We start from the raw sequence: 24,816 nt of genomic DNA on the forward strand, positions 1-24,816 counted from the left end.
CGGCACATCGCCGGGCCGCAGGAAGGGGATGGCCAGGCACCACGCCGCGATCTGGCCTTGCGCATCGCGCACCGGCACCACCAGCCTTTCCATGTCGATCGCGCCGTCGGGCAGCCGATGGACCTGGCCGACGCAGGCCGCGCCGAACCAGTCGAGGAAGGGGGCGGGGGCCTCCAGCCGCGCCGGCGAATCATGATTGCCGGCGATCATCGCGATCGCCAGATGCGGACGCCGGCGCCGCGCCTCGGTCAGGAAGCGGTACAGCTGCCGCTGCGCGGCGGCCGACGGGTTGGCGGTATCGAAGATATCGCCGGCGACCAGCAGCAGGTCGGTGGCCTCGGCGTCCAGCGTATCGAGCAGCCAGTCGAGGAAGTGCTGGTGTTCGTGGGTGCGGTCGTAGTGATGCAGGGTCTGGCCCAGATGCCAGTCCGAGGTGTGCAGCAGTCGCATGCGGGAGGGGCCTTTCAACGATGGCCGAGACGATAGCAGAGATGGGGCAGGGCATCGGGCCGAAGTTGGGGCGGTGTCGGGCCGAAGTCGGCCCGGTGTTGGCCGCGGCCGGATCGGCCCAACGCGCGATGGAGCGCTGGCCTGCACGATCGGGAGAATCGGGCTACACTTCGGCCCGCGCTGTTTCGCGGCGCACCGCTTCAGAACAGCGGCGGGGTGGCAGAGTGGCATGCCACGGCCTGCAAAGCCGTGTACGACGGTTCGATTCCGTTCCCCCGCCTCCAGTCTTCCTGCCCGCGCCAACGCGCGGGTGCGAGCCTCTTCAGCCGGCCCGGCATGCGGGTCCGTTCATCGGGCCTTGGTCGGCGCGCCATCGTCGCAGCGCGCGATTTCCACGGTCACATGCGCCAGTTCCTCGTGCACGCCCAGGGCGGTACGCACGCGCGCCGGCGTCAGCGTCGGGTCGTGCGTGACCAGCGCGACGATGCAGGCGAACTTGTCCTTGCCGACGCGCCACACATGCAGGTCGGTAATGCGGGTGCCGTCGCGCCCATCATCGAAGCCGGCCAGCACCTCGCGCACCTCGTCGACCACCGGGTGATCCATCTCGCGATCGAGCAGCACGGCCGAGGTCTGGCGGATCAGGCCCAGGGCCCAGTGTCCGACCAGCACCGCGCCGACGATGCCCATCACCGGGTCGAGCCAGTTCCAGCCGAGCCACCAGCCTCCCGCCAGCGCCAGCAGCGCCAGCACCGAAGTGGCGGCGTCGGCCAGCACGTGCAGATAGGCCGAGCGCAGGTTCAGGTCGTGGCCATGCGCGTGGCCGTGATGGTGGTCGTGGCCGTGGTGATGATCGTGGTGATGGTGAGCGTGATCGTGGCCGTCCCCGTGCCCGTGGTGGTGATGATGGTGCGCGCCGCCCAGCAGCCAGGCGCTCGCCAGATTGACCAGCAGGCCCAGGCAGGTGACCGCCATCGCTTCCGGATAGCGGATCGCCGCCGGCGCGAACAGCCGCTCGATCGAGGCGAAGCCCATCAGCGCGGCCACGCCCATCAGGAAGATTGCGCTGGCGAAGCCGGCCAGCACCTCGATCTTCCAGGTGCCGAAGGCGAAGCGGCCGTCGTTGGCGAAGCGGCGGGCCGCCGCATACGCGAACACCGACAGGCCGATCGCCAGCGCGTGCGAGCTCATGTGCCAGCCGTCGGCCAGCAGCGCCATCGAGCCGAACCACCAGCCTGCGCCGATCTCCGCGACCATCGCCGCGGCCGTCAGCAGCAGCACCAGGCGCGTCCCGCGTTCGCCGGCCGCGTTGCCGCGGTCGAACACATGCGAATGGGTCCAGGGGGAGAGATCGTGGGTATGCATGGCGTGCCTCTTTTCGATGGCCGCAAGGGTAGCAGCATGCGCGTGCCGGCAGGCGCAAATCCATGCTGGCGGTGCGCCGACTGACGCGGCCCCGGCTCAAGTTTTCGGGTGTCCGATCGTTTACCCCCAGACGCAAAATGGATTTATCGGCTCATAACATACATTCATGAATGCATGTATCATCCGGGTCACGAATTTGCGTAACTTCGCTCTTTGCTTGCCAAAAGTACGATGACCTATCGATTCATTGCCGGTTGCATGGCGGCGTGGCTGGGCTTGTGCGCCACCGCCGGGTGGCTGATCGAACGGCTCTGGGCCTAGTCCGAGCCGGTTCGCGCGGCACCGATGCGGGTGGCGTTTCCTGCCTGGCACGGACCGTGCCAGTGCCTTCGCCGGCATCTTTCAACTCTCTCCCCTCGACCATGACACAACAACAAGAACGGACGGCGCGTTCGCTGCGCCGCTCGGCCGCCCTTTGCTGCGCTGCCGCAGCGCTGATCGTCGCGGCGCCGGCCCAGGCCGACCCCGCCGTCCATGTGGCCTATGGCCGCGACCCGGGCCACGGCCTGAACAAGTACGAGATCGGCCTGAACTGGGATTCGGGATTCGCCTACGGCAATCCGCAGGGCTGGCTGGCCAAGCTGCAATGGGAAGTCGAACTGGCCCGCTGGAACGCGCGCACCGGCAACAATCGCCGCGACGTGACCGAGTTCGGCTTCTCGCCGATCCTGCGCGTCGAAAAGCATGGCTGGAGCGTGGTGCCGTTTGCCGAGCTGTCGGTCGGCCTGCGGCTGATGAGCGCGACCTCGACGTCGGACTCGCACGACTACAGCACCGCGTTCCAGTTCTCCGACATGGTCGGCGTGGGCGTGGCGTTCGGCCCGCAGAAGCGCGCCGAGGCGGGCTTCCGCTTCCAGCACATCTCGAACGCCAGCATCAAGCGGCCGAATCCGGGTACCAACTTCTACACCGGCTACGTGCGTTACCGCTTCTGAGCAGGGCCCCGGCGCCGGTCGGTGGCGCCGGTCTGGCGTAGTCCGGGGGCGTGCGCGGCTAGCTGCCGCCGCGTACGCCATCGAAGAACTCCCATAGCGCCGGCGCATCGCTGGTCGCGATATTGAAGCGGATCCACGGCGAATCGGTCTCGTCCGGCGCGAAATAGCTGCCCGGGGCCAACCACACGCCATGCGACAGCGCGCGCGTCGCCAGCTGTCCGCCGGACAGCCCGTGCGCCGCCGCGGCGGCGCCGTCGGGCGCCCCGCGCACGCGCGCCCAGGCAAACATGCCGCCCTCCGGGCGCAGCAGCACCTCGAGGCCGTGCGCCTCCATCTTCTCGGTGACGCGGTCCTGCTGCGCGCGCAGCCTTGCCGCCAGCGCGTCGACGTGGCGCGCGTAGTGGCCGCCGGTGAGCACCGCATAGACCAGCCGCTCGGTCACCTCCGACGAGGTCAGCCCGACCGCCATCTTGGTGCGCGCAAAGGCCTTGGCCAGCTCGGGGCTGGCCGCCAGATAGCCGACCCGCAGCGACGGCGTGATGGTCTTCGAGAAGCCGTTGACGTAGACCACGTGCGACAGCCCGTCCATCGCCGCCAGCATCGGCGCGCCCGCGGGCGCCAGCTCCCGATAGATGTCGTCCTCGACCACCAGCAGCCGGTGCTGCTCGGCCAGCTGCAGCACGCGGTGCGCGTTCATGCTGGTCAGCGTGCCGCCGGTCGGGTTCTGCAGCACCGTGTTGACGAACAGCGCGCGCGGTCCGTGCCGGCGGATCGCCGCGTCGAGCGCGTCGGTATCGAGCCCCGCCGCGCCGCGCGGCACGCCCACCACGTTCAGCCCCGCCAGCCGCAGGATCTGCAGCAGATTGCAGTAGCACGGATCCTCGACCAGTACCGTATCCCCGGCGCGCAGCAGCGTGCGCACCACCAGGTCCAGCGCCTGGGTCGCGCCCTGCGTCAGCACCACCTGCTGCGCCTGCATCGGCATGCCGTACTGCGCCAGCCGCGTGGCGATGTGCTCGCGCAGCGCGGCGAAGCCGTAGGGATGGCCGTAGCCCGATACCTGCCCGGCCGGCACGCGCCCAGCGGCCCGGATGGCGTGGTGCAACCCCTCCTCGTTGAGCCAGTCGCCCGGCAGCCAGCCGGCGCCGGCCTTGATCGGCACCGAATGGTCGGCGAACACGTCCGACAGCAGCCAGGCGGCGTTCAGCGCAGGGGTCTCCCAGCGCGGGCTCGGCGCCTGCCCGGTGCTGGCCTGGCGATGCGCCACCGTGTAGCCCGAGCCCGCGCGCGCGGCCAGGTAGCCGAGCGCCGTCAGCCGTCCGTAGGCCTCGGCCACCGTGAAGGTGCTGATGCCATGCTGGGCGGCGAAGCGCCGCACCGAAGGCACCGCGATGCCGGGGCGCAACGCGCGCCGGTCCACCAGCGCCGCGATGCCGGCGACGATCTGTTCGGTCAGCGTGTCGCCGCCCCGGCGGCTGCGGGTCAATTCGAGCTGGATCATGCGACCGCATTGTGCGGGGGATGCCTGTACAGTTCAAGCGTGGCGAACGACGATGCCGGCCTGGCTGTGCCTGCCGACATGCCGCGTGATCTCTGCCAATACGGGCTCATGGCGATGATGTCGTGCCGCTGAGGCCGCGATCGACCTGTACGGTTTGGGTCGGAAAATCAGTACGGTAAGGCGAGCATTTCGCAACCGTATATTTTTAGGCAGCGCCGGGCTCGCTACAGTGGCCGGATCGCTATCCCGCACCATCGACCGCTCCGGCGCGGTGGCGCAATACCCCGAACTGACCGGACCAAGCCCGGGCCAAGACAGGACGAACCAAGGAGGAAGTAATGGACGCCGCCAAGACCGTGATTCCCGATCTCGATGCGCTGTGGATGCCGTTCACCGCAAACCGCCAGTACAAGGCGGCGCCGCGGCTGCTGGCTTCGGCCAGCGGCATGTATTACACGACCCACGACGGCCGCAAGATCCTCGACGGCTGCGCCGGCCTGTGGTGCGTGGCGGCCGGGCACTGCCGCAAGGAGATCGCCGACGCGATCGCGCACCAGGTGCAGACGCTGGACTACGCGCCGCCGTTCCAGATGGGCCATCCGCTGTCGTTCGAGGCGGCCAGCAAGGTGGCGGCGATCATGCCGTCGGGCCTGGACCGCATCTTCTTCACCAACTCGGGCTCCGAATCGGTCGATACCGCGCTGAAGATCGCGCTGGCCTACCATCGTGCCCGCGGCGAGGGGCAGCGCACCCGCTTCATCGGCCGCGAGCGCGGCTATCACGGCGTCGGCTTCGGCGGCATGGCGGTCGGCGGTATCGGCCCGAATCGCAAGGCATTCTCGGCCAACCTGATGCCGGGCACCGACCATCTGCCGGCCACGCTCAATATCGCCGAGGCGGCATTCTCCAGGGGGCAGCCGACCTGGGGCGCGCATCTGGCCGACGACCTCGAGCGGATCATCGCGCTGCACGACCCGTCCAATGTCGCCGCCGTGATCGTCGAGCCGCTGGCGGGCTCGGCGGGCGTGCTGGTGCCGCCGGTCGGCTACCTGGAGCGGCTGCGCGAGATCACCAGCAAGCACGGCATCCTGCTGATCTTCGACGAGGTGATCACCGCCTTCGGCCGCCTGGGCGCGGCCACCGCGGCCGAGCGCTTCAAGGTCACGCCGGACCTGATCACGATGGCCAAGGCGATCAACAACGCAGCCGTGCCGATGGGCGCGGTGGCGGTGCGCCGCGAGGTCCACGACACGGTGATCGATGCCGCCGCCGCGGGCGCGATCGAGCTGCCGCACGGCTACACCTATTCGGGCCACCCGCTGGCGGCCGCGGCGGCGATCGCCACGCTGGACCTGTACCGCAGCGAAGACCTGTTCGGACGCGCCGCGAAGCTGGCGCCGCTGTTCGAGGAGGCCGCCCACGGCGTGCGTGGCGCCCCGCACGTCAAGGACATCCGCAACCTGGGCCTGGTGGCCGGCATCGAGCTCGAACCGCGGCCGGGACAGCCGGGCGCGCGCGGCTACGAGGTCTTCCTCAAGTGCCTGGAGCGCGGCGTGCTGGTGCGGTACACCGGCGACATCCTGGCCTTCTCGCCGCCGCTGATCGTCACCGAGGCGCAGATCGCCGAGCTGTTCGACACGGTGCGGCAGGTGCTGAAGGACGTGCAGTAGGGGACCTGCAGCAAGGGCCGTGCGGCAAGCCGGCCTGGTTGTTCCCCTCTTCCGCTTGCGGGAGAGGGGCAGGGGAGTAGGCAGCGGGCGGTCGTTCTGCCATCGTGGATCGAAACCACCCCCTCTCCCCGACCTTCTCCCGCCTCAGGGAGGGAGCACCCGTCGGGGTGGATTCTCTCTCCCGCCGCTCTCTCCCGCCGCTCTCTCTCGCCCATAAGCCGCCCCTTTCCCCGTGATCTCCTGCCTCGAACCCCGAAGCCCGCCTCCATAAAGTGACGGCTTGGCCGGCGCGGTTCGATAAACTAGGCGCCTTTTTTGCCCCGGCCGGCACACCTTGCCGGCGCGGGCGGCTTCGCGCACTCCACCCAGGCGGTGGCGCGCGCGGGCATGGGCGACCGGTCATCCACAGGCCGGCCAACTCGTTCCAGGCGACACCGCATGACCGACCCCGGGCGGATGCCGCCAATGCAGGAGATCCCTTCATGAGCTTGTTCCGCACCAAGGACATCGAAACGATGCTCGCCGCGAGCCGCGACGATGGCTTGAAAAAGGTGCTCGGCCCGGTCGATCTGGTGATGATGGGCATCGGCGCCATCATCGGCACCGGCATCTTCGTGCTGACCGGTACCGGCGCGCTGACCGCCGGCCCGGCGCTGACGCTGTCCTTCGTGATCGCGGCGCTCGCCTGCGGTTTCGCCGCGCTGTGCTACGCCGAATTCGCGACCGCGATCCCGGTGTCCGGCTCGATCTATACCTACAGCTACGCCACGCTCGGCGAGATCGTTGCCTGGATGATCGGCTGGGACCTGCTGCTCGAATACGGGCTGGCGACCTCCGCGGTGTCGGTCGGCTGGTCCGGCTACTTCCAGTCGCTGCTGTCGGGCTTCGGCCTGCAACTGCCGGCCGCGCTGACCGCCGCGCCCGGCGCCGTGCCCGGCGTGCAGACGGTGCTGAACCTGCCCGCGGTGCTGATCATGCTGGCGATCACCTGGGTGGTGTCGTACGGCGCGCGCGAGTCGGCACGGGTCAACAACATCATGGTGGCGATCAAGGTCGCGGTGGTGCTGCTGTTCATCGTGGTCGGCGTCTGGCATGTCAAGCCGGCCAACTGGCAGCCCTATGCGCCGTTCGGCTTCGCCGGCATCGTCAATGCGGCGGCGCTGGTGTTCTTCGCCTTCATCGGCTTCGACGCGGTGACCTCGGCGGCCGAAGAGGTGCGCAACCCGCGCCGCGACCTGCCGATCGGCATCATCGGCTCGCTGGCGGTCTGCGCGCTGCTGTATGTCGCGGTGGCGGCGATCATGACCGGCATCGTGCCGTTCCCGAAGTTCGAGGGCATCGACCATCCGGTCTCGCTGGCGCTGCAGTACGCCGGCGAGAACTGGGTCGCCGGCTTCGTCGACCTGGGCGCGATCCTCGGCATGACCACGGTGATCCTGGTGATGACCTACGGCCAGACCCGCATCCTGTTCGCGATGTCGCGCGACGGGCTGCTGCCGGCCAGGCTGTCGCAGGTGCATCCGGTGCACGCGACGCCGTTCCACGCGACCTGGGCGGTCGGCATCGTGTTCTCGTCGATCGCCGGCCTGGTGCCCTTGAACGTACTGGCCGAGCTGATCAATATCGGCACGCTGTCGGCCTTCGCGCTGATCTCGATCGCGGTGCTGGTGCTGCGCCGGACCCGGCCGGACCTGCCGCGCACCTTCCGCTGCCCCGGCGTGCCGGTGGTGCCGCTGCTGTCGGTGGGCTTCTGCCTGTTCCTGATGGCGCATCTGCAGGCGTTCACGTGGATCGCCTTCCTGCTGTGGCTGGCGCTGGGCCTGCTGATCTATTTCGGCTACGCGCGGCGCAACGCCGTGCTGCACCGCTAGGGGCCAGCCAGGGTTCGCCAGCACCGCCAGCGTCTCGCCTGGCGTCTCGCCACCGCGGCGGCCCAACTGTCAGAAAAAACGCCGGAACAGTACCTGGGAAACTGTTCGGAACTGTCCCTGTGATGGCCGCGCCGGCTGTCCATAATGCAATCGTGCATCGAAGCACGCCGTGGCGCGGCCGTCCGTGCGGTCGCCCACATTGGCAAGAGGCCCGGCGCAGCGGGCAACAACCGCCGCGAAATACCAAAAGGCTTCAGGGCCATCGGCGCCCACCATGCCCGCCTGGACAACACCCGGTCCGCTGTTGCGCGACCCGCTGTTGTGCGACCGTCAGGTGGCGGGTCGGACGAGCCGGCTCCGCTCGATGCCCATCGACAGGAGCAGCACCATGCAGGAACTCAGGGATTTCGAACTGGACCAGGCTGGCACGCCGGTCAGCTGGCGCGCGCGGCCGGGGCAGCGCATCGTCGCGCGCGACGGCAACATCTGGCTGACGGTGGAAGGGCAGCGTAGCGACGTCTGGCTGGCGCCGGGCCAGTCGTTCGACCTGCCCGAGGGCGCTTGGGTATGGATCTCGGCCGACGCGCCGGGAGCCCGCTTCACGCTGGCCCAGCAAGCGGCGCCGCTGTCGTGGCGCGCTCTGGTCGCCCTGCTGCGCCCGCGGCCGCGGCCCGACCCGATACGGTTGCCGGAGCCCTCCGCCGGCTGGTGGCCGGCGCGGCATCTGTCGCGCTAGCGGCAATCGTGCGAAGCGCAAGCCGGGAGGGTGAGGGCGGCGGCGCTCAGCGCGCCGGCGTCGCGGTCGACAGCGTGGCGGCGACTGCCTGCCACAATGGCTCCAGCCGCTGCCGCTCGTTGTCGGCGGCCTGCGGCGGCAGCGACGGCGTGCGGCACAGCAGCACCGCGGTCTGGCCCGCCTCCGGCAGCGGCACCCACCAGGCGCGGCCGTACTGCAGACGGCCGCCGTCGCTGGCGATCGAAAAGCTGGCCCAGTTGGCGCGGTGATTCGCCAGCCGTACCGTGCCCTGGGCGATCACCCTGGCGCCGGCGCCGGTCAGCGCCTTCAGTTCCTCGCTCGCGCGCGCGGCCGTCGCCGCGCTGGCGGCGTCCTTCCCGGTTTCCCTGGCCCCGTCCTTCGCGCCGTCCTTGGGCAGCGGCCGGGCCAGCAGATCGATCGTCGACAGGCCGTTGCCGCCCTGGCTGGTGAAGGCAAAGATCGCGTTGTCCGGCAGCAGCCTTTCGCGGGCCGGATCGCGCTCCCACGACAGCGGCATGCGCAGCATCAGGTCGATCGAACCCGCCTGGCGGACGCCCTTGGTGGTATAGCTGCGGGCCATCGGCGAGGCCAGTTCGGCGGCGGGTTTGTCCTCGTAGACCGCCGCCAGCAGCAGTTGCAGCGAGGCCTTCTCCATGTCGCCCTGGGCGCTTTCGCGCACGCGCCGCAGATAGGCCTGCATCGCGGGCTCGGAGGCCAGCGCCGACTGCATTGCCTCGCGGTCCATTTCCAGCACCTTGGTCGCCAGCCGGGCACGATCGGTCGCCGGCAGCGGAATGTCCTGGAACAGCCGGGTTACCGTCTCCAGCGCATCGGGATACTGGCGGTCGAACGCATTGCGTACCTGCTGGATGTCGTTGCGCAGCGACGGGTATTTGGCCGCGGCGCGCTCCAGCGTGGCGTTCTGGTTGGTCAGGTAGCCGTACAGGCTGGTCAGACCCGAAATGGCCGCGGGCGTGTAGTCCCACGCGATGGCGCTGGCGGGCAGGCCGATCAGACCTGCGAGCAGCGCAAGGCGCGGCAGCCACGGCACGCAATGCCGCATAGGAATCTCCCTTCAGTAGGTCGACACGGCCGGCTGTGCGTGTCCTTTGTTGTGCCGACCGGAGGTCCGAGTCCCGGCGGATGTTCTCGATTGTAGCCGAAGGCAGAGGGCGTCACGTGCCGTTTGCTGCCCGCTGGTCACGCCCGGCGGGATGGGCCTACAATCGACTGGCCCGCCGGCGGCTGCGCCGTGTGGGCGACCCCAGACAATATGGCCAGCAATGGCCGCACAACGCGATGGCCGGTGCTTCGGCGGCGCAGTCTGTCCGCCGCTCCCGGCCTCACCGGGTGGAGACCATGACCGATCTGTCCGACCTGCGCAAGGCAGGCGCCGAAGCCGAGGCCGCTACCGTGGCGCCGGCACCCGCGCCCGCCGGCGCGCCGACCCACAAGGTCCGCTTCGTTACGGCCGCATCCTTGTTCGACGGCCACGATGCTTCGATCAACATCATGCGCCGCATCCTGCAGGCGCAGGGCTGCGAGGTGATCCACCTCGGCCACAACCGCTCGGTCGAGGAAGTCGTCGCGGCCGCGCTGCAGGAGGACGTCCAGGGCATCGCCGTGTCGAGCTACCAGGGCGGCCACGTCGAGTACTTCAAGTACATGGTCGACCTGCTGCGCGAGCGCGGCGGCGCGCATATCCAGGTGTTCGGCGGCGGCGGCGGCGTGATCGTGCCGGCCGAGATCCGCGAACTGCAGGATTACGGCGTGGCGCGCATCTACAGCCCCGAGGACGGCCAGCGCTTGGGTCTGGCCGGCATGATCGCCGACATGGTGCGGCGCTGCGACTTCGACCTGTCGCGCCACGCTCCCGCGACGCTCGACACGCTGCGCGCCGGCGATCGCCGCGCGCTGGCGCAATGGATCACGGTGCTCGAGAACGGCAAGGCCGATCCCGCGCTGGCCGCCGCGCTGCATGCGGACGCCGCCGGCATCGCGACCCCGGTGCTGGGCGTGACCGGCACCGGCGGCGCCGGCAAATCGTCGCTGACCGACGAGCTGATCCGCCGCTTCCGGCTCGATCAGCAGGACAGCCTGCGCATCGCGGTGATTTCGATCGACCCGTCGCGCCGGCGTACCGGCGGCGCGCTGCTGGGCGACCGGATCCGCATGAACGCGATCCACCATCCGCAGATCTACATGCGCTCGCTGGCCACACGCGACGCCGCCAGCGAGGTGTCGCGGGCGCTGCCGGACGCGCTGGCGGCCTGCAAGGTCGCCGGCTTCGACCTGATCGTCGTCGAGACCTCGGGCATCGGCCAGGGCGACGCGGCGATCGTGCCCCACGTCGACCTGTCCCTGTACGTGATGACGCCCGAGTTCGGCGCGGCCAGCCAGCTCGAGAAGATCGACATGCTGGACTTCGCCGACTTCGTCGCGATCAACAAGTTCGACCGCAAGGGCGCGCAGGACGCGTGGCGCGACGTCGCCAGGCAGATGCAGCGCAACCGCGAGCAATGGCATGCGCGCGCCGAGGACATGCCGGTCTATGGCACCCAGGCCTCGCGCTTCAACGACGACGGCGTGACGATGCTGTACCTGGGCCTGCGCGAGGCGCTGGCCGCGCGCGGCCTGGTGCTGCGCGAGGGCACGCTGCCGCGGCTGGCGGGACGGCAGAGCACCGGCCGCAACGCGATCGTGCCGCCGGCGCGCAGCCGCTATCTGGCCGAGCTGGCCGATACCGTGCGCGCCTATCACAAGCGCGTGGCCGCGCAGAGCCGGATCGCCCGCGAGCGGCAGCAGCTGCGCGAGGCGCGCCGCATGCTGGCGGAGGCGCCGGCTGCCGCCGGTGCCGACCCGTCGCAGGCCCTGCAGGGCCTGCAGGCGCTCGAGGCCGAGCGCGACGGCGCGCTGGGCGCGACCGAGCGCGCGCTGCTGGCCGGCTGGCCCGCGCTGCGCGACGCCTACAGCGGCGACGAGCACGTCGTCACGATCCGCGGCAAGGAGCTGCGCACCGGCCTCGTGACCACCACGCTGTCGGGCACGCGCCTGCGCAAGGTGGCGCTGCCGCGCTTCACCGACGAGGGCGAGCTGCTGCGCTGGCTGATGCGCGAGAACCTGCCCGGCTATTTCCCCTACACCGCGGGCGTCTTTCCCTTCAAGCGCGAGAACGAGGATCCGACGCGGATGTTCGCCGGCGAGGGCGATGCCTTCCGCACCAACCGCCGCTTCAAGCTGGTCTCCGAAGGCATGCCGGCCAAGCGGCTGTCGACGGCATTCGATTCGGTGACGCTGTACGGCGAGGATCCGGACCTGCGTCCCGACATCTACGGCAAGGTCGGCAATTCGGGCGTCTCGATCGCGACGCTCGACGACATGAAGGTGCTGTACGACGGCTTCGACCTGATCGATCCGCAGACCTCGGTGTCGATGACGATCAACGGCCCGGCGCCGGCGATCCTGGCGATGTTCATGAATACCGCGATCGACCAGCAGCTCGAGCGCTTCCGCCGCGAGCAGGACCGCGAGCCCGATGCCGGCGAGGCCGCGAAGATCGGCGCGATGGTGCTGCAGAACGTGCGCGGCACCGTGCAGGCCGACATCCTGAAGGAGGACCAGGGCCAGAACACCTGCATCTTCTCGACCGAGTTCTCGCTGAAGGTGATGGGCGACATCCAGCAGTATTTCGTCGATCATCAGGTGCGCAACTTCTACTCGGTGTCGATCTCCGGCTATCACATCGCCGAGGCGGGCGCCAATCCGATCTCGCAGCTGGCCTTCACGCTGGCCAACGGCTTTACCTATGTCGAGGCCTATCTGGCGCGCGGCATGCATATCGACGACTTCGCCCCCAATCTGTCGTTCTTCTTCTCGAACGGCATGGACCCGGAGTACAGCGTGCTCGGCCGCGTCGCGCGCCGCATCTGGGCCGTCACGCTGCGCGACAAGTACGGCGCCAACGAGCGCAGCCAGAAGCTCAAGTACCACATCCAGACCTCGGGCCGCTCGCTGCACGCGCAGGAGATCGACTTCAACGACATCCGCACCACGCTGCAGGCGCTGATCGCGATCTATGACAACTGCAATTCGCTGCACACCAATGCGTACGACGAGGCCATCACCACGCCGACGGCCGAGTCGGTGCGGCGCGCGCTGGCGATCCAGCTGATCATCAATCGCGAATGGGGCGTTGCCAGGTGCGAGAACCCGAACCAGGGCAGCTTCCTGATCGAGGAGCTGACCGACCTGGTCGAGGAGGCGGTGCTGCAGGAGTTCGAGCGGATCGCCGAGCGCGGCGGCGTGCTCGGCGCAATGGAGACCGGCTACCAGCGCGCCAGGATCCAGGAAGAGTCGATGTATTACGAGCAGCGCAAGCATGACGGCACGCTGCCGATCATCGGCGTCAATACCTTCCGCAATCCCGATGGCGATCCGACCCCGGCCACGCTCGAGCTGGCGCGCTCCAGCGAGGACGAGAAGCAGAGCCAGCTGCAACGGCTGCGGGACTTCCACGCCCGCCATGCCGACCAGGCTCCGGCGATGCTGGCGCGGCTGCGCCAGGCCGTGATCGACGACGAGAACGTGTTCGCGGTGCTGATGGACGCGGTGCGGGTCTGCTCGCTGGGGCAGATCACGCATGCGCTGTTCGAGGTCGGCGGCCAGTATCGCCGCAACATGTAGCGCTTGCCGAACGGCACGACAGCGCCGGGCCGCAGTGCCCGGCGCTGTCGTTTTCCGCGGCCATCTTCGCGCGCGCAATTTCGCACGACCGTGCGTTAAACTCGCAGGCGGCGCTGCCTTGCCGCCGCCACGCATTCCCGAACCGGAGCTCACGGTGTACGACCCGAACAATATCTTTGCCCGAATCCTGCGAGGCGAGCTGCCTTGCCACAAGGTCTACGAGGACGCCGACACGCTGGCATTCATGGACATCATGCCGCAGTCCGACGGCCACGTGCTGGTGCTGCCCAAGGAGCCCGCCGCCGAGCTGTTCGAGCTGTCGGAAGGCGCCGCGCAGGCAGCGATCCGCACGACCCAGCGCATCGCCCGTGCGGTGCGGGATGCGTTCGAACCGGACGGCCTGTCGATCGGCCAGTTCAACGGCGCCGCCGCCGGCCAGACCGTGCCGCACGTGCATTTCCATATCGTGCCGCGCTACGCCGACCGCCCGCTGCGCGGCCACGCGAGCGAGCCGCAGGATCCGGCGGTGCTGCAGCAGCACGCGGCGCGCATCGTCGCGGCGCTGGGCTGACGCTCACCGCATTGGCGCCATCCGCATCCATCGCATTCCATACCCATTCCATTCACATTCCATTGGCACGCAGGGAGACAGCATGACAATCCAAACCGTCGGCATCATCGGCGCAGGCACCATGGGCAACGGCATCGCGCAGGCATGCGCGGTGGTCGGGCTCGATGTCGTGATGGTCGATATCAGCCAGGGCGCGGTCGACAAGGGCATCGCCACCATCGCCGGCAGCCTGGACCGCCTGATCAAGAAGGACAAGATTACCGAGGCCGACAAGGCCGCCGCGCTGGCGCGCGTGCGCGGCTCGACCGCCTACGAGGACCTGAAGGCCGCGCAGATCGTGATCGAGGCGGCCACCGAGAATTACGAGCTCAAGCTCAAGATCCTGAAGCAGGTCGATGCGCTGGTCGGCGACGGCACCATCGTCGCGTCCAATACCTCGTCGATCTCGATCACCAAGCTGGCCGCGGCGATCGACCGGCCCGAGCGCTTCATCGGCATGCATTTCTTCAACCCGGTGCCGATGATGGCGCTGGTCGAGCTGATCCGCGGCCTGCAGACCAGCGACGCCACGCACGCGGCGGTCGAGCAGCTGTCGAAGCAGCTCGGCAAGTATCCGATCACGGTGAAGAACAGCCCGGGCTTCGTCGTCAATCGGATCCTGTGCCCGATGATCAACGAGGCCTTCTGCGTGCTCGGCGAAGGCCTGGCCTCGCCCGAGGAGATCGACGAAGGCATGAAGCTCGGCTGCAATCATCCGATCGGCCCGCTGGCGCTGGCCGACATGATCGGGCTCGACACGATGCTGGCCGTGATGGAGGTGCTGTACGCCGAGTTCGGCGATCCGAAGTACCGGCCCGCGATGCTGATGCGCGAGATGGTGGCCGCCGGTTATCTCGGCCGCAAGACGGGACGCGGCGTCTACGTCTACAGCCAGAGCCGGTAACGCCCCGGCCGCTGACACGCCCTTCATCACGCACCGGTCGGCTGCCTGCGAACCGGCCGCGCCGCGCTCGACGCGTGCGCCGGTTCGCGCCTTCTCCTGGTCCCGTCCGCCTCCGCTTTCCGCCCTTCCTCGCGCCTCGCTTCTCCCGTCTTCTCCACCGTCCGCGTCGTGCCCGAGTACGAGTACGCGCGAATGACGCGCAGCGCGCCGCGTGGTGCCATTTCCATCGACAAAGAATCGGTCGCTTTCCGAAAAGTGGCCACATTGCGATCCGTACGATGACCGCCTTCACTCACCCTATGAGGATCGAAAGTCATGGCGACGTTTATCGGACAGGTGAAAAAGACGACGTACGAGCAGTACTACCAGCACGTGCGAAGCAATCCAGGCGACTTCGTGGCGCGCGTCCTCGGACAGAAGGCCAGTGGGCCGGAGCCGAGCGGCCGATTCCAGATCGGCGAAGAGATCTTCACGCTGAAGCTGGTTACCAAGGGAAAGACACGGCGGCTATGCATCGAGCGCCAGTTCGAGAACGGCGAATCGTTGGTGGAGATGCGGATCCGGCAGCTGATGGACTATCTGTTCTTCCGCAGCAGCACGCGTTCGATGGAGCGCGCGCTGCGCAGCGGGTCCGCCATCACGACCGGTCTGGTCAAGGGCCTGCGCGGTCATGCCGATCGCGTCGTCGAGGAGCTGTGGCCGGGCTTCGATGCACCGGGCGCCGAAGCGGGGGCCGGGACCTCCGAACGGCGCGGCAACGCAGCGCTGTCGAATCGGCGTCCGATCTCGGAGCGCGCGCTGGGCACGCTGGTCTCGCTGAACCCGGGAGAAATCGACGCATGGATCCGCTGTCCCGAGCGCGGTCCGGTGAGCCTGGAGCGGATCGACCGCGGCAAGACCAGAATCGAGGGCGAGGTTCTGGTGCTGTCCTTCAAGAGCGCAGGCGATGCCATCGAGTTCCGGCTGCATGCCCAGGGTAGCGGCTCGGCCGAGCGCAAGGAGCGCGCCCGCCGCGACATGGAGCGCTTGCTGTCGATTGCCAGGGGCGACCGAGAGGACTGCGGTTACCGGAACATGGCCGAACTGATGGGCCGCTACATGGTCGCGACGATCGAGGACGAAGCCCCGCGGCTGCTGGAGCAGTGGGCCCGCGGAATCCTGGCCGATGAGGGGAATCACGATGTCAGGCCGCTGCTGATCGGCACGGTCAGGAAGGATGGCAGCCTGGAGTCGACGCGGGCGACGCGGCGGGCCCTGGCCCGCGCCGTCGACGAAGCCATGGCGTCGTGCCGGGCTTGCGCGGCACAGCGCTTCCAGGCCATCCTCAATGGCGTGTGCCGCGACAAGGCCGATCAGATCGTATCCGCGGTGCTCGATGCACGCGCGAGCCTGATCGAGGCGATCCAGCAGAAGGCCAAGCCCTTTGTCGCCGGACAGCGGCTCGCCGCGTTCGTGCGCCAGGTCGTGCAGGAGCGCGGTGTGTCGGCCGCCGCCGCGCAGGCGCTGCACGACGACCGCCCGGCTGGCGCCGCCTTGCCCGAGGGCGTGCGACTGGCACGCTTTACCCGCAAGCCGGGGCTGCTCGATTGGATCTCGGGCGAGCGGACTCACGAAGAGGTGCTGGCGGTCGCGTCGCGCAAGGATGGCGAGGCCTTGCGCTTCGTGCCGCAGGGACGGCCGAGCCTGGCGAAGTGGGCATGGAAGACCATCCGCCTGGCCGAGGTACCCAGCAATGTCGAAGCCGATGCCAAGGCATTGCATCAGACGGTATTCGACGTTTCGCTGGGCCAGTTCTACCAGAGGGAGATCGTTCCGCTTCTCGGCGAGAGCGTGCGCCGGCTCCAGAGCCAATTCGCCTTCGAGTGGAAAGCCGAAGAAGACGTGCCGACCGAGCTGTTGCTCCGGCTGACGTCCAGCCTGCGCATCGGCAATACCACTTGCGGCTACCTCCATCGCTGGGCGGGCGAAGCGGCCGGGGCAGGCGGTGCCGGGGGGCTATCTGCCGAACGCGTCGTCGTCGCCGACGAGATCGAGGTGCTTTCCGGTCCGATCGCCGAGCAGCCGATCTCGCCGCAACAGGCCGCGGCGTACGTGCTGCGGCAGGAACTGAAGTCCGTGGTCCCCCCGGTCGTCACGGTGGCGGAAACGGACTGCGAGAAGCCCGTCACGGTCTACACCGAGGGCAAGTTCGAGTCCTTGCATCAGTTTGACCTGGACGCGCCGCGCAAGCCGAACGATCGCCCGCAGCGGCATTCAGTGGACAAGGGCAAGTCGCCGAACCCTCAGCAGCCAGCCGCATCGCCTTCTTCCACGTCTTCCACGTCTTCCACGTCTTCCACGGCTTCCACGGCTTCCACGGCTTCCACGTCTTCCACGGCTTCCACGTCTTCCACGGCTTCCACGCCTGCCACGGCTTCCACGCCTGCCACGGCTTCCACACCTGCCACGGCTTCCACACCTGCCACGGCTTCCACACCTGCCACGGCTTCCACACCTGCCACGCCTGCCACGGTGTTGCCGTCCGCGCCGCCGCTGCCCGGACAGGTGCCAGCCGGGCAAACGGCGCCGGTCTGAATCCGATGCCTCATTCGCCGTACTGGCGCAATCCTTCGAGATCGAGCACCTCGATCTCGCCATAGTCGACCCGAACCAGGCCCTGCTGCTCCAACACCTTCAGGGCCTGGTTCGCCCGCTGCCGCGAAATGCCGGCCAGCAGTCCGATCTCTTCCTGCGAAATTTCCAGCTTGGTGCCGATGCCGGGATAGAGGTGCTCGTTGAACAGCGACGACACCGCCCGCGCTACGCGCGAGTCGATATCGAGCAGCCGTTCGTATTCGACCGCGGCGATGAACTGTCCGAGCCGCTCGTTGAGCTGCGTCAGCAGAAAGCGCGTGAACGGCAGGCTGGTATCGAGCAGCCATTGGAAGGTCTCGCGCGGCAGGAAGGCGATGCGCGAATGGCGCAGCGCCATCACGTCGTACTTGCGGATCTCGTGCTTCAGCGCGGCCCCTTCGCCGAACCAGCCGCCGGTCGGCACGCCGGTGAAGGTCACCGACTTGCCCGATGGCGACACCGTCGTGATCTTGACGATCCCCTCCAGTACGCCGAGCCAGTGTTCGGCCATCTCGCCCTTGTGGCAGACGTAGTCGCCGGGGTTGTATTCGCGCACGAACATGGCCTGCCGCACCCGCTGGCGCTGTTCGTCGCTGAGGTCGGCGGCCCAGATGCACCGGTCCAGAAAGTCGTTGAGCATGCCTGCTAGGCTCCGGTCGGGAGTCCGGCAAGGACTCCGCTAGGGATTAACCCGGAATTGTCACCGACGTGACAACCGGGGGGAGGGGCATCGGCTATCTTACGTTCACCACGGACCGACCCGCGCACGAAGCGCGGCCACGATATCCCTGGCGCGCCGCGGCCTGCTGGCCTTCGGACGACCAGCGGCAAGTATAACGATCGGCACCGGCGCTTGGCACCGGCGGGAACCCACCCGCCGGAGGGACAGGAGACAGCGATGCAGGACAGGTCGGCAACGACCTTCCCGCGACTGCTGCTGGCGCATGCGCAGCAGCGGCCGGATCATCCGGCCTATCGCGAGAAGGATCTCGGTATCTGGCAGACGAGCAGCTGGTCGCAGGCGGCGCAAGAGGTACGCGCGCTGGCATGCGGGCTGGCCGCGCTCGGCTTCGGCCGCGGCATGAACCTGGCGGTGGTCGGCGACAATCGCCCCCGGCTGTACTGGGCCATGACCGCCGCGCAGGCGCTGGGCGGCGTGCCGGTGCCGCTGTACCAGGACGCGATCGCCAGCGAGATGGTCTATGTGCTGCGCGACGCCGAAATCGCGTTCGCGGTGGTCGAGGACCAGGAGCAGGTCGACAAGCTGCTCGAGGTCGAGCAGGACCTGGCCGCGCAGGGCGGTGCGGTGCGCCATCTGATCTACGAAGACCCGCGCGGGCTGCGCGACTACGACCATCCGTCGCTGATGTCGTACGAACGCCTGCAGGAGATCGGCCGCGAATACGACCGCGCGCATCCGGGCTTCTTCGACCAGGCCGTGGCGGCCGGCGATCCGGACGATACCGCGATCATCCTGTACACCTCGGGCACCACCGGCAAGCCCAAGGGCGTCTGCCATTCGCATCGCGGGCTGATCGGCGCGGCGATGCACGGCTGCGAATTCGACCGGCTCGGCCCCGACGACGACGTGCTGTCGTACCTGCCGATGGCCTGGGTCGGCGACAACCTGTTCTCGTACGCGCAGGCGCTGGCCGCGGGCTTCACCGTCAATTGCCCCGAGTCGCGCGAGACCGTGATGACGGATCTGCGCGAGATCGGCCCGACCTACTACTTCGCGCCGCCCCGCATCTACGAAAGCCTGCTGACCCAGGTGATGATCCGCATGGAGGACGCCGGCTGGGTCAAGCGCAAGCTGTTCGATTGGGCCATGGCGGTGGCGCGCCGCTGCGGCGCCGACATCCTCGATCGCCGCGCGGTGCCGCTGGGCGAACGGACGCGCTACGCGCTGGGCGAATGGCTGGTCTACGGCCCGCTGCGCAACGTGCTCGGCATGAGCCGGATCCGCGTGGCCTATACCGCGGGCGAGGCGATCGGCCCGGACCTGTTCCGCTTCTATCGCTCGATCGGCATCAACCTGAAGCAGTTCTACGGCCAGACCGAGACCTGCGCCTATGTCTGCCTGCAGCCCGACGGCCAGGTCAAGTTCGACTCGGTCGGCCCGGCCGCGCCCGGCATGGAGATCCGCATCGCCGAGAACGGCGAGGTGCTGGTGCGCGGCGTGGGGCTGCTGAAGGCCTATTACAAGCGCGACGATGCGACGCGCGAGGCGATCAACGACGAGGGCTACTTCATGACCGGCGACGCCGGCGTGATCGACGCCGACGGCCATCTGAAGATCATCGATCGCGCCAAGGACGTCGGCAAGCTGGCCGACGGCTCGATGTTCGCGCCCAAGTACATCGAGAACAAGCTCAAGTTCTTCCCCTACATCAAGGAGGCGGTGGCCTTCGGCACCGGCCGCGACCGCGTCTGCGCCTTCCTCAACATCGATTTCGAGGCGGTCGGCAACTGGGCCGAACGGCGCCATCTGCCGTACGCGGGCTATATCGACCTGGCCGCGCAGCCGCAGGTGATCGAGCTGATCACCGAATGCGTGGAGCAGGTCAATGCGGACCTCGCCAAGGATCCGGCGCTGTCCGGCTCGCAGATCGCGCGCTTCCTGATCCTGCACAAGGAGCTCGACCCCGACGACGACGAGCTGACGCGCACGCGCAAGGTGCGGCGCGGCTTCATCGCGGAGAAGTACGGCGTGCTGATCGACGCGCTGTATGCCGGACGCGCGGAGCAGTTCATCGAGACGCGCGTCAAGTTCGAGGACGGGCGCGAGGGCAGCGTCAGCGCGACGCTGAAGCTGGTGGATGCCCGGCGCTTCCCGCCGGCGGGAGCGGCGCAGGCCGCGGCGGCAACGCAGGCCGGCGCGGCAGCGCCCGCCGAGCAAGCGGCATAGCAGGGGCAGGAGGATGACGCAGATGGCGTGGCAAGGCGTGGAGCGGCGGGCCGACGGCTCGCCTGAATGGGCGGGCGCGGGGCCGGGTGCGGGGACCAGCGCGGCCGGAGAGCCGCTGGCCGAAGGCGGCGTGGCGACCGGGGCGGAGTCGAAGTCGAACCAGCGTGCGACAGGGGCGACAGCGACGCGGCATGGCGAGGTGATCCTCGACCTGCAGCATATCTCGCTGTCGTTCGGCGGCGTCAAGGCGCTGACCGACATCTCGTTCGACGTGCGCGAGCACGAGATCCGCGCGATCATCGGCCCGAATGGCGCCGGCAAGAGTTCGATGCTGAACGTGATCAACGGCGTCTATCACCCGCAGCAGGGCCGCATCGTGTTCCGCGGCGAGGAACGGCGCAAGATGAATCCGACGGCCGCCGCGCGCCAGGGCATCGCCCGTACCTTCCAGAACATCGCGTTGTTCAAGGGCATGACCGTGCTCGACAACATCATGACCGGACGCAATACACGCTTTCGCTCCGGTCTGCTGGCCAACGCGCTGTCGTGGGGGCCCGCCCGCAACGAGGAGATCGCGCACCGGCGCAAGGTCGAGGAGGTCATCGACTTCCTCGAGATCCAGTCGATCCGCAAGACGCCGGTGGGGCGGTTGCCCTACGGCCTGCAGAAGCGCGTCGAACTGGCGCGCGCGCTGGCGGCCGAGCCGTCGCTGCTGCTGCTCGACGAGCCGATGGCCGGCATGAACGTCGAGGAGAAGCAGGACATGTGCCGCTTCATCCTGGACGTCAACCAGCAGTTCGGCACCACGATCGTGCTGATCGAGCATGACATGGGCGTGGTGATGGACATCTCCGACCGCGTGGTGGTGCTCGACTACGGCAAGAAGATCGGCGACGGCACGCCCGAGCAGGTCAAGTCCAACCCCGAGGTGATCCGCGCCTACCTGGGCGCGTCGCACTGAACGGCATCGCCCACTTGCGCAACGCTGACTCCCGTCCTTCACCGAGGCCACGCCGATGACCTTCTTCTTCGAAATCCTGCTCGGCGGACTGCTGTCCGGGCTGATGTACTCGCTGGTGGCGCTCGGCTTCGTGCTGATCTACAAGGCCTCCGGCGTGTTCAACTTCGCGCAGGGCGCGATGGTCTATTTCGCCGCGCTGGCCGTGGTCGGGCTGATGGACAAGGGCATGCCGATGTGGGCGGCGGTCATCGGCGCTTTCCTGGTGATGACGCTGGTCGGCATCGGCACCGAACGCTTCGTGCTGCGCAAGCTGGTCAACCAGCCGCCGATCACGCTGTTCATGGCGACCATCGGCCTGTCGTTCTTCCTCGAAGGGCTGGGGCCGCTGTTGTTCGGCAACGAGGTGCGGCCGATCCAGCTGGGCATCGTCGACGAGCCGATCGAGGCGATCCTGACCCGCTTCAATATCGTGATCTCGAAGTTCGACCTGGCCGCGGCGGCGATCGCCGGCGTGCTGGTCGCCACGCTGGCGCTGTTCTTCCAGTACACCAAGGTCGGCCGCGCGCTGCGCGCGGTGGCCGATGACCACCAGGCCGCGCTGTCGCTGGGCATTCCGCTGCAGAACATCTGGGCGATCGTCTGGGGTGTGGCCGGCTTCGTCGCGCTGGTGGCCGGCATGCTGTGGGGCTCGCGCAATGGGGTGCAATTCGCGCTGACGCTGACCGCGCTGAAGGCGCTGCCGGTGCTGATCCTCGGCGGCTTCACCTCGGTGCCGGGCGCGATCGTCGGCGGCCTGATCATCGGCGCTTCGGAGAAGCTCGCCGAGATCTATATCCCGCCGGTGTTCCAGTCGATGTTCGGCGGCAACTTCGGCGGCATCGAGGGGTGGTTCCCCTATGTGTTCGCGCTGCTGTTCCTGCTGGTGCGGCCCGAGGGGCTGTTCGGCGAAAAACATATCGACCGCGTGTGATGGTCCCCAACGATCCAGTGGCACGACGCCAGGGAGTCGCCCATGTTCTATCGTGAAGCCGGCCAGTTCAAGACCGACTATGTCGCCGACAGCCAGATCTTTCCGATCCGGCAGGACCGCATCGGCTTCGCCGTGCTGCTCGCGCTCGCCTTCGTCGGCGTGCCGCTGATCGGCAGCGAGTACTGGTTCTCGGCGATCCTGATCCCCTTCCTGATCTTCTCGCTGGCCGCGCTGGGGCTGAACATCCTGACCGGCTACGCGGGCCAGCTGTCGCTGGGCACCGCGGCCTTCATGGCGGTCGGCGCCTACGCGGCCTACAACTTCCAGCTGCGCATCGAAGGACTGCCGGTGCTGCTGACGTTCGTGCTGGCCGGGCTGTCGGCCGCGCTGGTCGGCGTGGCCTTCGGCCTGCCGTCGCTGCGGATCAAGGGCTTCTATCTGGCGGTGGCGACGCTGGCCGCGCAGTTCTTCGTGGTGTGGGCGCTGACCAAGTTCCCCTGGTTCTCGAACAACAGCTCGTCGGGCGTGATCACCGCGCAGCAGCTGGACCTGTTCGGCCTGCCGATCGACACGCCGATGCGCAAGTACCTGTTCGTGCTGGCGATCGTCACGGTGCTGGCGCTGATCGCCAAGAACCTGGTGCGCTCGTCGACCGGACGCGCGTGGATGTCGGTGCGCGACATGGACGTGGCCGCCGAGGTCATCGGCATCCCGCTGATGCGTACCAAGCTGCTGGCCTTCGCCGTCAGCTCGTTCTACTGCGGCGTGGCCGGCGCGCTGTACGCGTTCTGCTACCTCGGGTCGGTCGAGCCGGACGGCTTCTCGCTGGACCTGTCGTTCCGCGTGCTGTTCATGATCATCATCGGCGGCGTCGGCAGCATCCTCGGTTCCTTCCTCGGCGCCGCGTTCATCCTGCTGCTGCCGATCCTGCTCGACAACATGCTGCCGCCGCTGGCCGCGCTGCTGCACCTGCCGTTCACCAACGCGACGGTCTCGCACATCCAGATGATGGTGTTCGGCGGCCTGATCATCTTCTTCCTGATCGTCGAGCCGCACGGCCTGGCTCGGCTGTGGCAGATCGGCAAGGAGAAGCTGCGGCTGTGGCCGTTCCCGCATTGACGCCGTGTCGACGGGGCACGCGTCGGTGTCATGCAAACGGGTCGTTGGACAACAACGCCATAACAATGCACCTGCCAAGGTGAAGGAGACAGTGATGAGCAACCTGATTCGCAATGCCCAGCGCGTCGCGCTGGCAGTCGGCGCGGCCGCCGCGCTGCTGGTGCCGGCGCTGCCGGCGCAGGCCCAGAGCGGCGAGCAGTTCATCGCGCTGCCGAGCTACCGGGTCGGGCCGTATGGCGCCAACGGGCAGTCCTGGTACGGCGGCTTTATCGATTACCTGAACTACGTCAACCTGAAGGAAGGCGGCGTCAACGGCGTCAAGCTCAGCTGGGAAGAGTGCGAGACCGAATACAACAACGCCAAGGGCGTCGAATGCTATGAGCGCCTGAAGGGCAAGAACCCGACCACCAAGGGCACCGCCTACCATTCGATGTCGACCGGCATCTCGTACGCGCTGGTCGACAAGACCGCGGCCGACAAGGTGCCGCTGGTGATGATGGGCTATGGCCGTACCGATGCGGTGGACGGCTCGGTGTTCCCCTACGCCTTCCCGCTGGTGACGACCTACCAGATGCAGGTGTCGGCGATCGTCAAGTACCTGGCCGGCAAGAGCGGCGGTTCGCTGGCCGGCAAGAAGATCGTCTACCTGTACCACGACTCTGCCTACGGCAAGGAGCCGATCGTCGCGCTGCAGGCCGAGGCCAGGCTCGGCAAGTTCGACCTGATCGAGATCCCGGTCGCGCATCCGGGCAACGAGCAGGGCGCGCAATGGCTGCGCATCCGCCAGGAGCGGCCCGACTACGTGATCTTCTGGGGCTGGGGCGTGATGAACCAGACCGCGCTGAAGGCCGCGCAGAAGGTCGGCTATCCGCGCGACAAGATGATCGGCTCGTGGTGGGCCGGCTCCGAGGAGGACACCGTGCCCGCGGGCGACGCCGCCAAGGGCTACATGAGCGCGACCTGGAACGTGGCCGGCAAGGGCGTGCCGCTGATCGCCGATATCGAGAAGGTGGTCTACGGCGGCGGCAAGGGCAATATGCAGGACCGCAACAAGATCGGCTCGGTGCTGTACAACCGCGGCGTGTCGGCGGCGGTGGTCACGGTCGAGGCCATTCGCGTCGCGCAGAACAAGTTCGGCAAGGGCAAGCCGATGAGCGGCGAGCAGATGCGCTGGGCCTTCGAGAACCTGAACCTGACCAACGCGCGGCTGCAGCAGCTCGGCGCCACCGGCCTGCTGCCGGAGATCAAGACCAGCTGCGAAAACCACGAGGGTTCGGGCAAGGTCAAGATCCAGCAATGGGACGGCGCCAAGTGGACCGTGGTGTCGGACTGGATCGAAGGCAACAAGGGCCTGATCCACCCGCTGTTCAAGGCCAACGCGGCGCAGTACGCGAAGGAGAAGGGCATCACGCCGGCGTGCGCGAAGTCGTGATGCGCAT

At 68.1% G+C, this 24,816-nt stretch carries 18 protein-coding genes and 1 tRNA gene; 14 read left to right on the forward strand and 5 right to left on the reverse strand.

The window, feature by feature from the left end; translation table 11 throughout:
* Positions 1 to 450 (reverse strand): metallophosphoesterase family protein (locus tag F7Q96_RS24000; RefSeq protein ID WP_151023397.1); only part of this gene is annotated, 450 nt, incomplete at its 3' end.
* Between the two features lie 210 nt (positions 451 to 660).
* On the opposite strand from F7Q96_RS24000, the gene F7Q96_RS24005 reads away from it, so the two are divergent.
* Positions 661 to 734: transfer RNA gene (locus tag F7Q96_RS24005), tRNA-Cys, on the forward strand.
* A gap of 64 nt (positions 735 to 798) precedes the next feature.
* On the opposite strand, the gene dmeF is transcribed toward F7Q96_RS24005, so the two are convergent.
* Positions 799 to 1,815, reverse strand: coding sequence for a CDF family Co(II)/Ni(II) efflux transporter DmeF (gene dmeF, locus F7Q96_RS24010; protein WP_053820971.1), 1,017 nt, complete (start codon positions 1,813 to 1,815; stop codon positions 799 to 801).
* 422 nt (positions 1,816 to 2,237) lie between these two features.
* On the opposite strand from dmeF, the gene F7Q96_RS24015 reads away from it, so the two are divergent.
* Positions 2,238 to 2,810 carry an acyloxyacyl hydrolase gene (locus F7Q96_RS24015; RefSeq protein WP_151023399.1) on the forward strand — a complete coding sequence of 191 codons (573 nt, stop codon included), beginning with the start codon at positions 2,238 to 2,240 and terminating at the stop codon, positions 2,808 to 2,810.
* Positions 2,811 to 2,868: 58 nt separating this feature from the next.
* Here F7Q96_RS24015 and F7Q96_RS24020 read toward each other — a convergent pair whose 3' ends face one another.
* Complete coding sequence (locus tag F7Q96_RS24020; protein WP_053820972.1) at positions 2,869 to 4,311, reverse strand: aminotransferase-like domain-containing protein; 1,443 nt, start codon at positions 4,309 to 4,311, stop codon at positions 2,869 to 2,871.
* A 338-nt stretch (positions 4,312 to 4,649) separates the two neighbouring features.
* On the opposite strand from F7Q96_RS24020, the gene F7Q96_RS24025 reads away from it, so the two are divergent.
* From F7Q96_RS24025 to F7Q96_RS24035, 3 genes are all read left to right on the forward strand, one after another.
* Positions 4,650 to 5,981: an omega-aminotransferase AptA gene (locus F7Q96_RS24025; RefSeq protein ID WP_053820973.1), complete on the forward strand. Its 1,332-nt coding sequence runs from the start codon at positions 4,650 to 4,652 to the stop codon at positions 5,979 to 5,981.
* 482 nt (positions 5,982 to 6,463) lie between these two features.
* Positions 6,464 to 7,852 (forward strand): amino acid permease, encoded by a 1,389-nt coding sequence (locus tag F7Q96_RS24030; protein WP_053820974.1) that lies wholly within the window; start codon positions 6,464 to 6,466, stop codon positions 7,850 to 7,852.
* A gap of 388 nt (positions 7,853 to 8,240) precedes the next feature.
* Positions 8,241 to 8,588 (forward strand): DUF2917 domain-containing protein, encoded by a 348-nt coding sequence (locus F7Q96_RS24035; RefSeq protein WP_151023402.1) that lies wholly within the window; start codon positions 8,241 to 8,243, stop codon positions 8,586 to 8,588.
* A gap of 46 nt (positions 8,589 to 8,634) precedes the next feature.
* On the opposite strand, the gene F7Q96_RS24040 is transcribed toward F7Q96_RS24035, so the two are convergent.
* A complete protein-coding gene (locus tag F7Q96_RS24040; protein WP_053820976.1) occupies positions 8,635 to 9,672 on the reverse strand; it encodes a hypothetical protein in 1,038 nt (345 codons plus the stop codon).
* Between the two features lie 296 nt (positions 9,673 to 9,968).
* Between F7Q96_RS24040 and icmF the strand changes: the two genes are divergently transcribed.
* The 4 genes from icmF (at position 9,969) to F7Q96_RS27300 (ending at position 17,380) form a co-directional block, all read left to right on the forward strand.
* A complete protein-coding gene (icmF, locus tag F7Q96_RS24045; protein WP_053822956.1) occupies positions 9,969 to 13,292 on the forward strand; it encodes a fused isobutyryl-CoA mutase/GTPase IcmF in 3,324 nt (1,107 codons plus the stop codon).
* 154 nt (positions 13,293 to 13,446) lie between these two features.
* Positions 13,447 to 13,863 (forward strand): HIT family protein, encoded by a 417-nt coding sequence (locus F7Q96_RS24050; RefSeq protein ID WP_226994817.1) that lies wholly within the window; start codon positions 13,447 to 13,449, stop codon positions 13,861 to 13,863.
* A gap of 82 nt (positions 13,864 to 13,945) precedes the next feature.
* On the forward strand, positions 13,946 to 14,806 hold the full coding sequence (locus tag F7Q96_RS24055; protein WP_053820977.1) for a 3-hydroxybutyryl-CoA dehydrogenase: 861 nt from the start codon (positions 13,946 to 13,948) through the stop codon (positions 14,804 to 14,806).
* A 315-nt stretch (positions 14,807 to 15,121) separates the two neighbouring features.
* Positions 15,122 to 17,380: a hypothetical protein gene (locus F7Q96_RS27300; protein ID WP_249041714.1), complete on the forward strand. Its 2,259-nt coding sequence runs from the start codon at positions 15,122 to 15,124 to the stop codon at positions 17,378 to 17,380.
* 10 nt (positions 17,381 to 17,390) lie between these two features.
* On the opposite strand, the gene F7Q96_RS24065 is transcribed toward F7Q96_RS27300, so the two are convergent.
* Positions 17,391 to 18,059 carry a Crp/Fnr family transcriptional regulator gene (locus tag F7Q96_RS24065; protein ID WP_053820980.1) on the reverse strand — a complete coding sequence of 223 codons (669 nt, stop codon included), beginning with the start codon at positions 18,057 to 18,059 and terminating at the stop codon, positions 17,391 to 17,393.
* Positions 18,060 to 18,317: 258 nt separating this feature from the next.
* Between F7Q96_RS24065 and F7Q96_RS24070 the strand changes: the two genes are divergently transcribed.
* The 5 genes from F7Q96_RS24070 (at position 18,318) to F7Q96_RS24090 (ending at position 24,809) form a co-directional block, all read left to right on the forward strand.
* On the forward strand, positions 18,318 to 20,327 hold the full coding sequence (locus F7Q96_RS24070) for an AMP-dependent synthetase/ligase (RefSeq protein WP_053820981.1): 2,010 nt from the start codon (positions 18,318 to 18,320) through the stop codon (positions 20,325 to 20,327).
* Between the two features lie 13 nt (positions 20,328 to 20,340).
* A complete protein-coding gene (locus tag F7Q96_RS24075; protein WP_151023404.1) occupies positions 20,341 to 21,288 on the forward strand; it encodes an ABC transporter ATP-binding protein in 948 nt (315 codons plus the stop codon).
* Positions 21,289 to 21,343: 55 nt separating this feature from the next.
* Positions 21,344 to 22,258, forward strand: coding sequence for a branched-chain amino acid ABC transporter permease (locus F7Q96_RS24080; protein ID WP_053820983.1), 915 nt, complete (start codon positions 21,344 to 21,346; stop codon positions 22,256 to 22,258).
* Between the two features lie 42 nt (positions 22,259 to 22,300).
* Complete coding sequence (locus F7Q96_RS24085) at positions 22,301 to 23,377, forward strand: branched-chain amino acid ABC transporter permease (protein WP_006578244.1); 1,077 nt, start codon at positions 22,301 to 22,303, stop codon at positions 23,375 to 23,377.
* A 94-nt stretch (positions 23,378 to 23,471) separates the two neighbouring features.
* A complete protein-coding gene (locus F7Q96_RS24090) occupies positions 23,472 to 24,809 on the forward strand; it encodes an ABC transporter substrate-binding protein (protein ID WP_151023406.1) in 1,338 nt (445 codons plus the stop codon).
* Positions 24,810 to 24,816: the final 7 nt, after the last annotated feature.

The organism is Cupriavidus gilardii, from assembly GCF_008801915.1.
Taxonomy (GTDB): Bacteria; Pseudomonadota; Gammaproteobacteria; order Burkholderiales; family Burkholderiaceae; genus Cupriavidus; species Cupriavidus gilardii.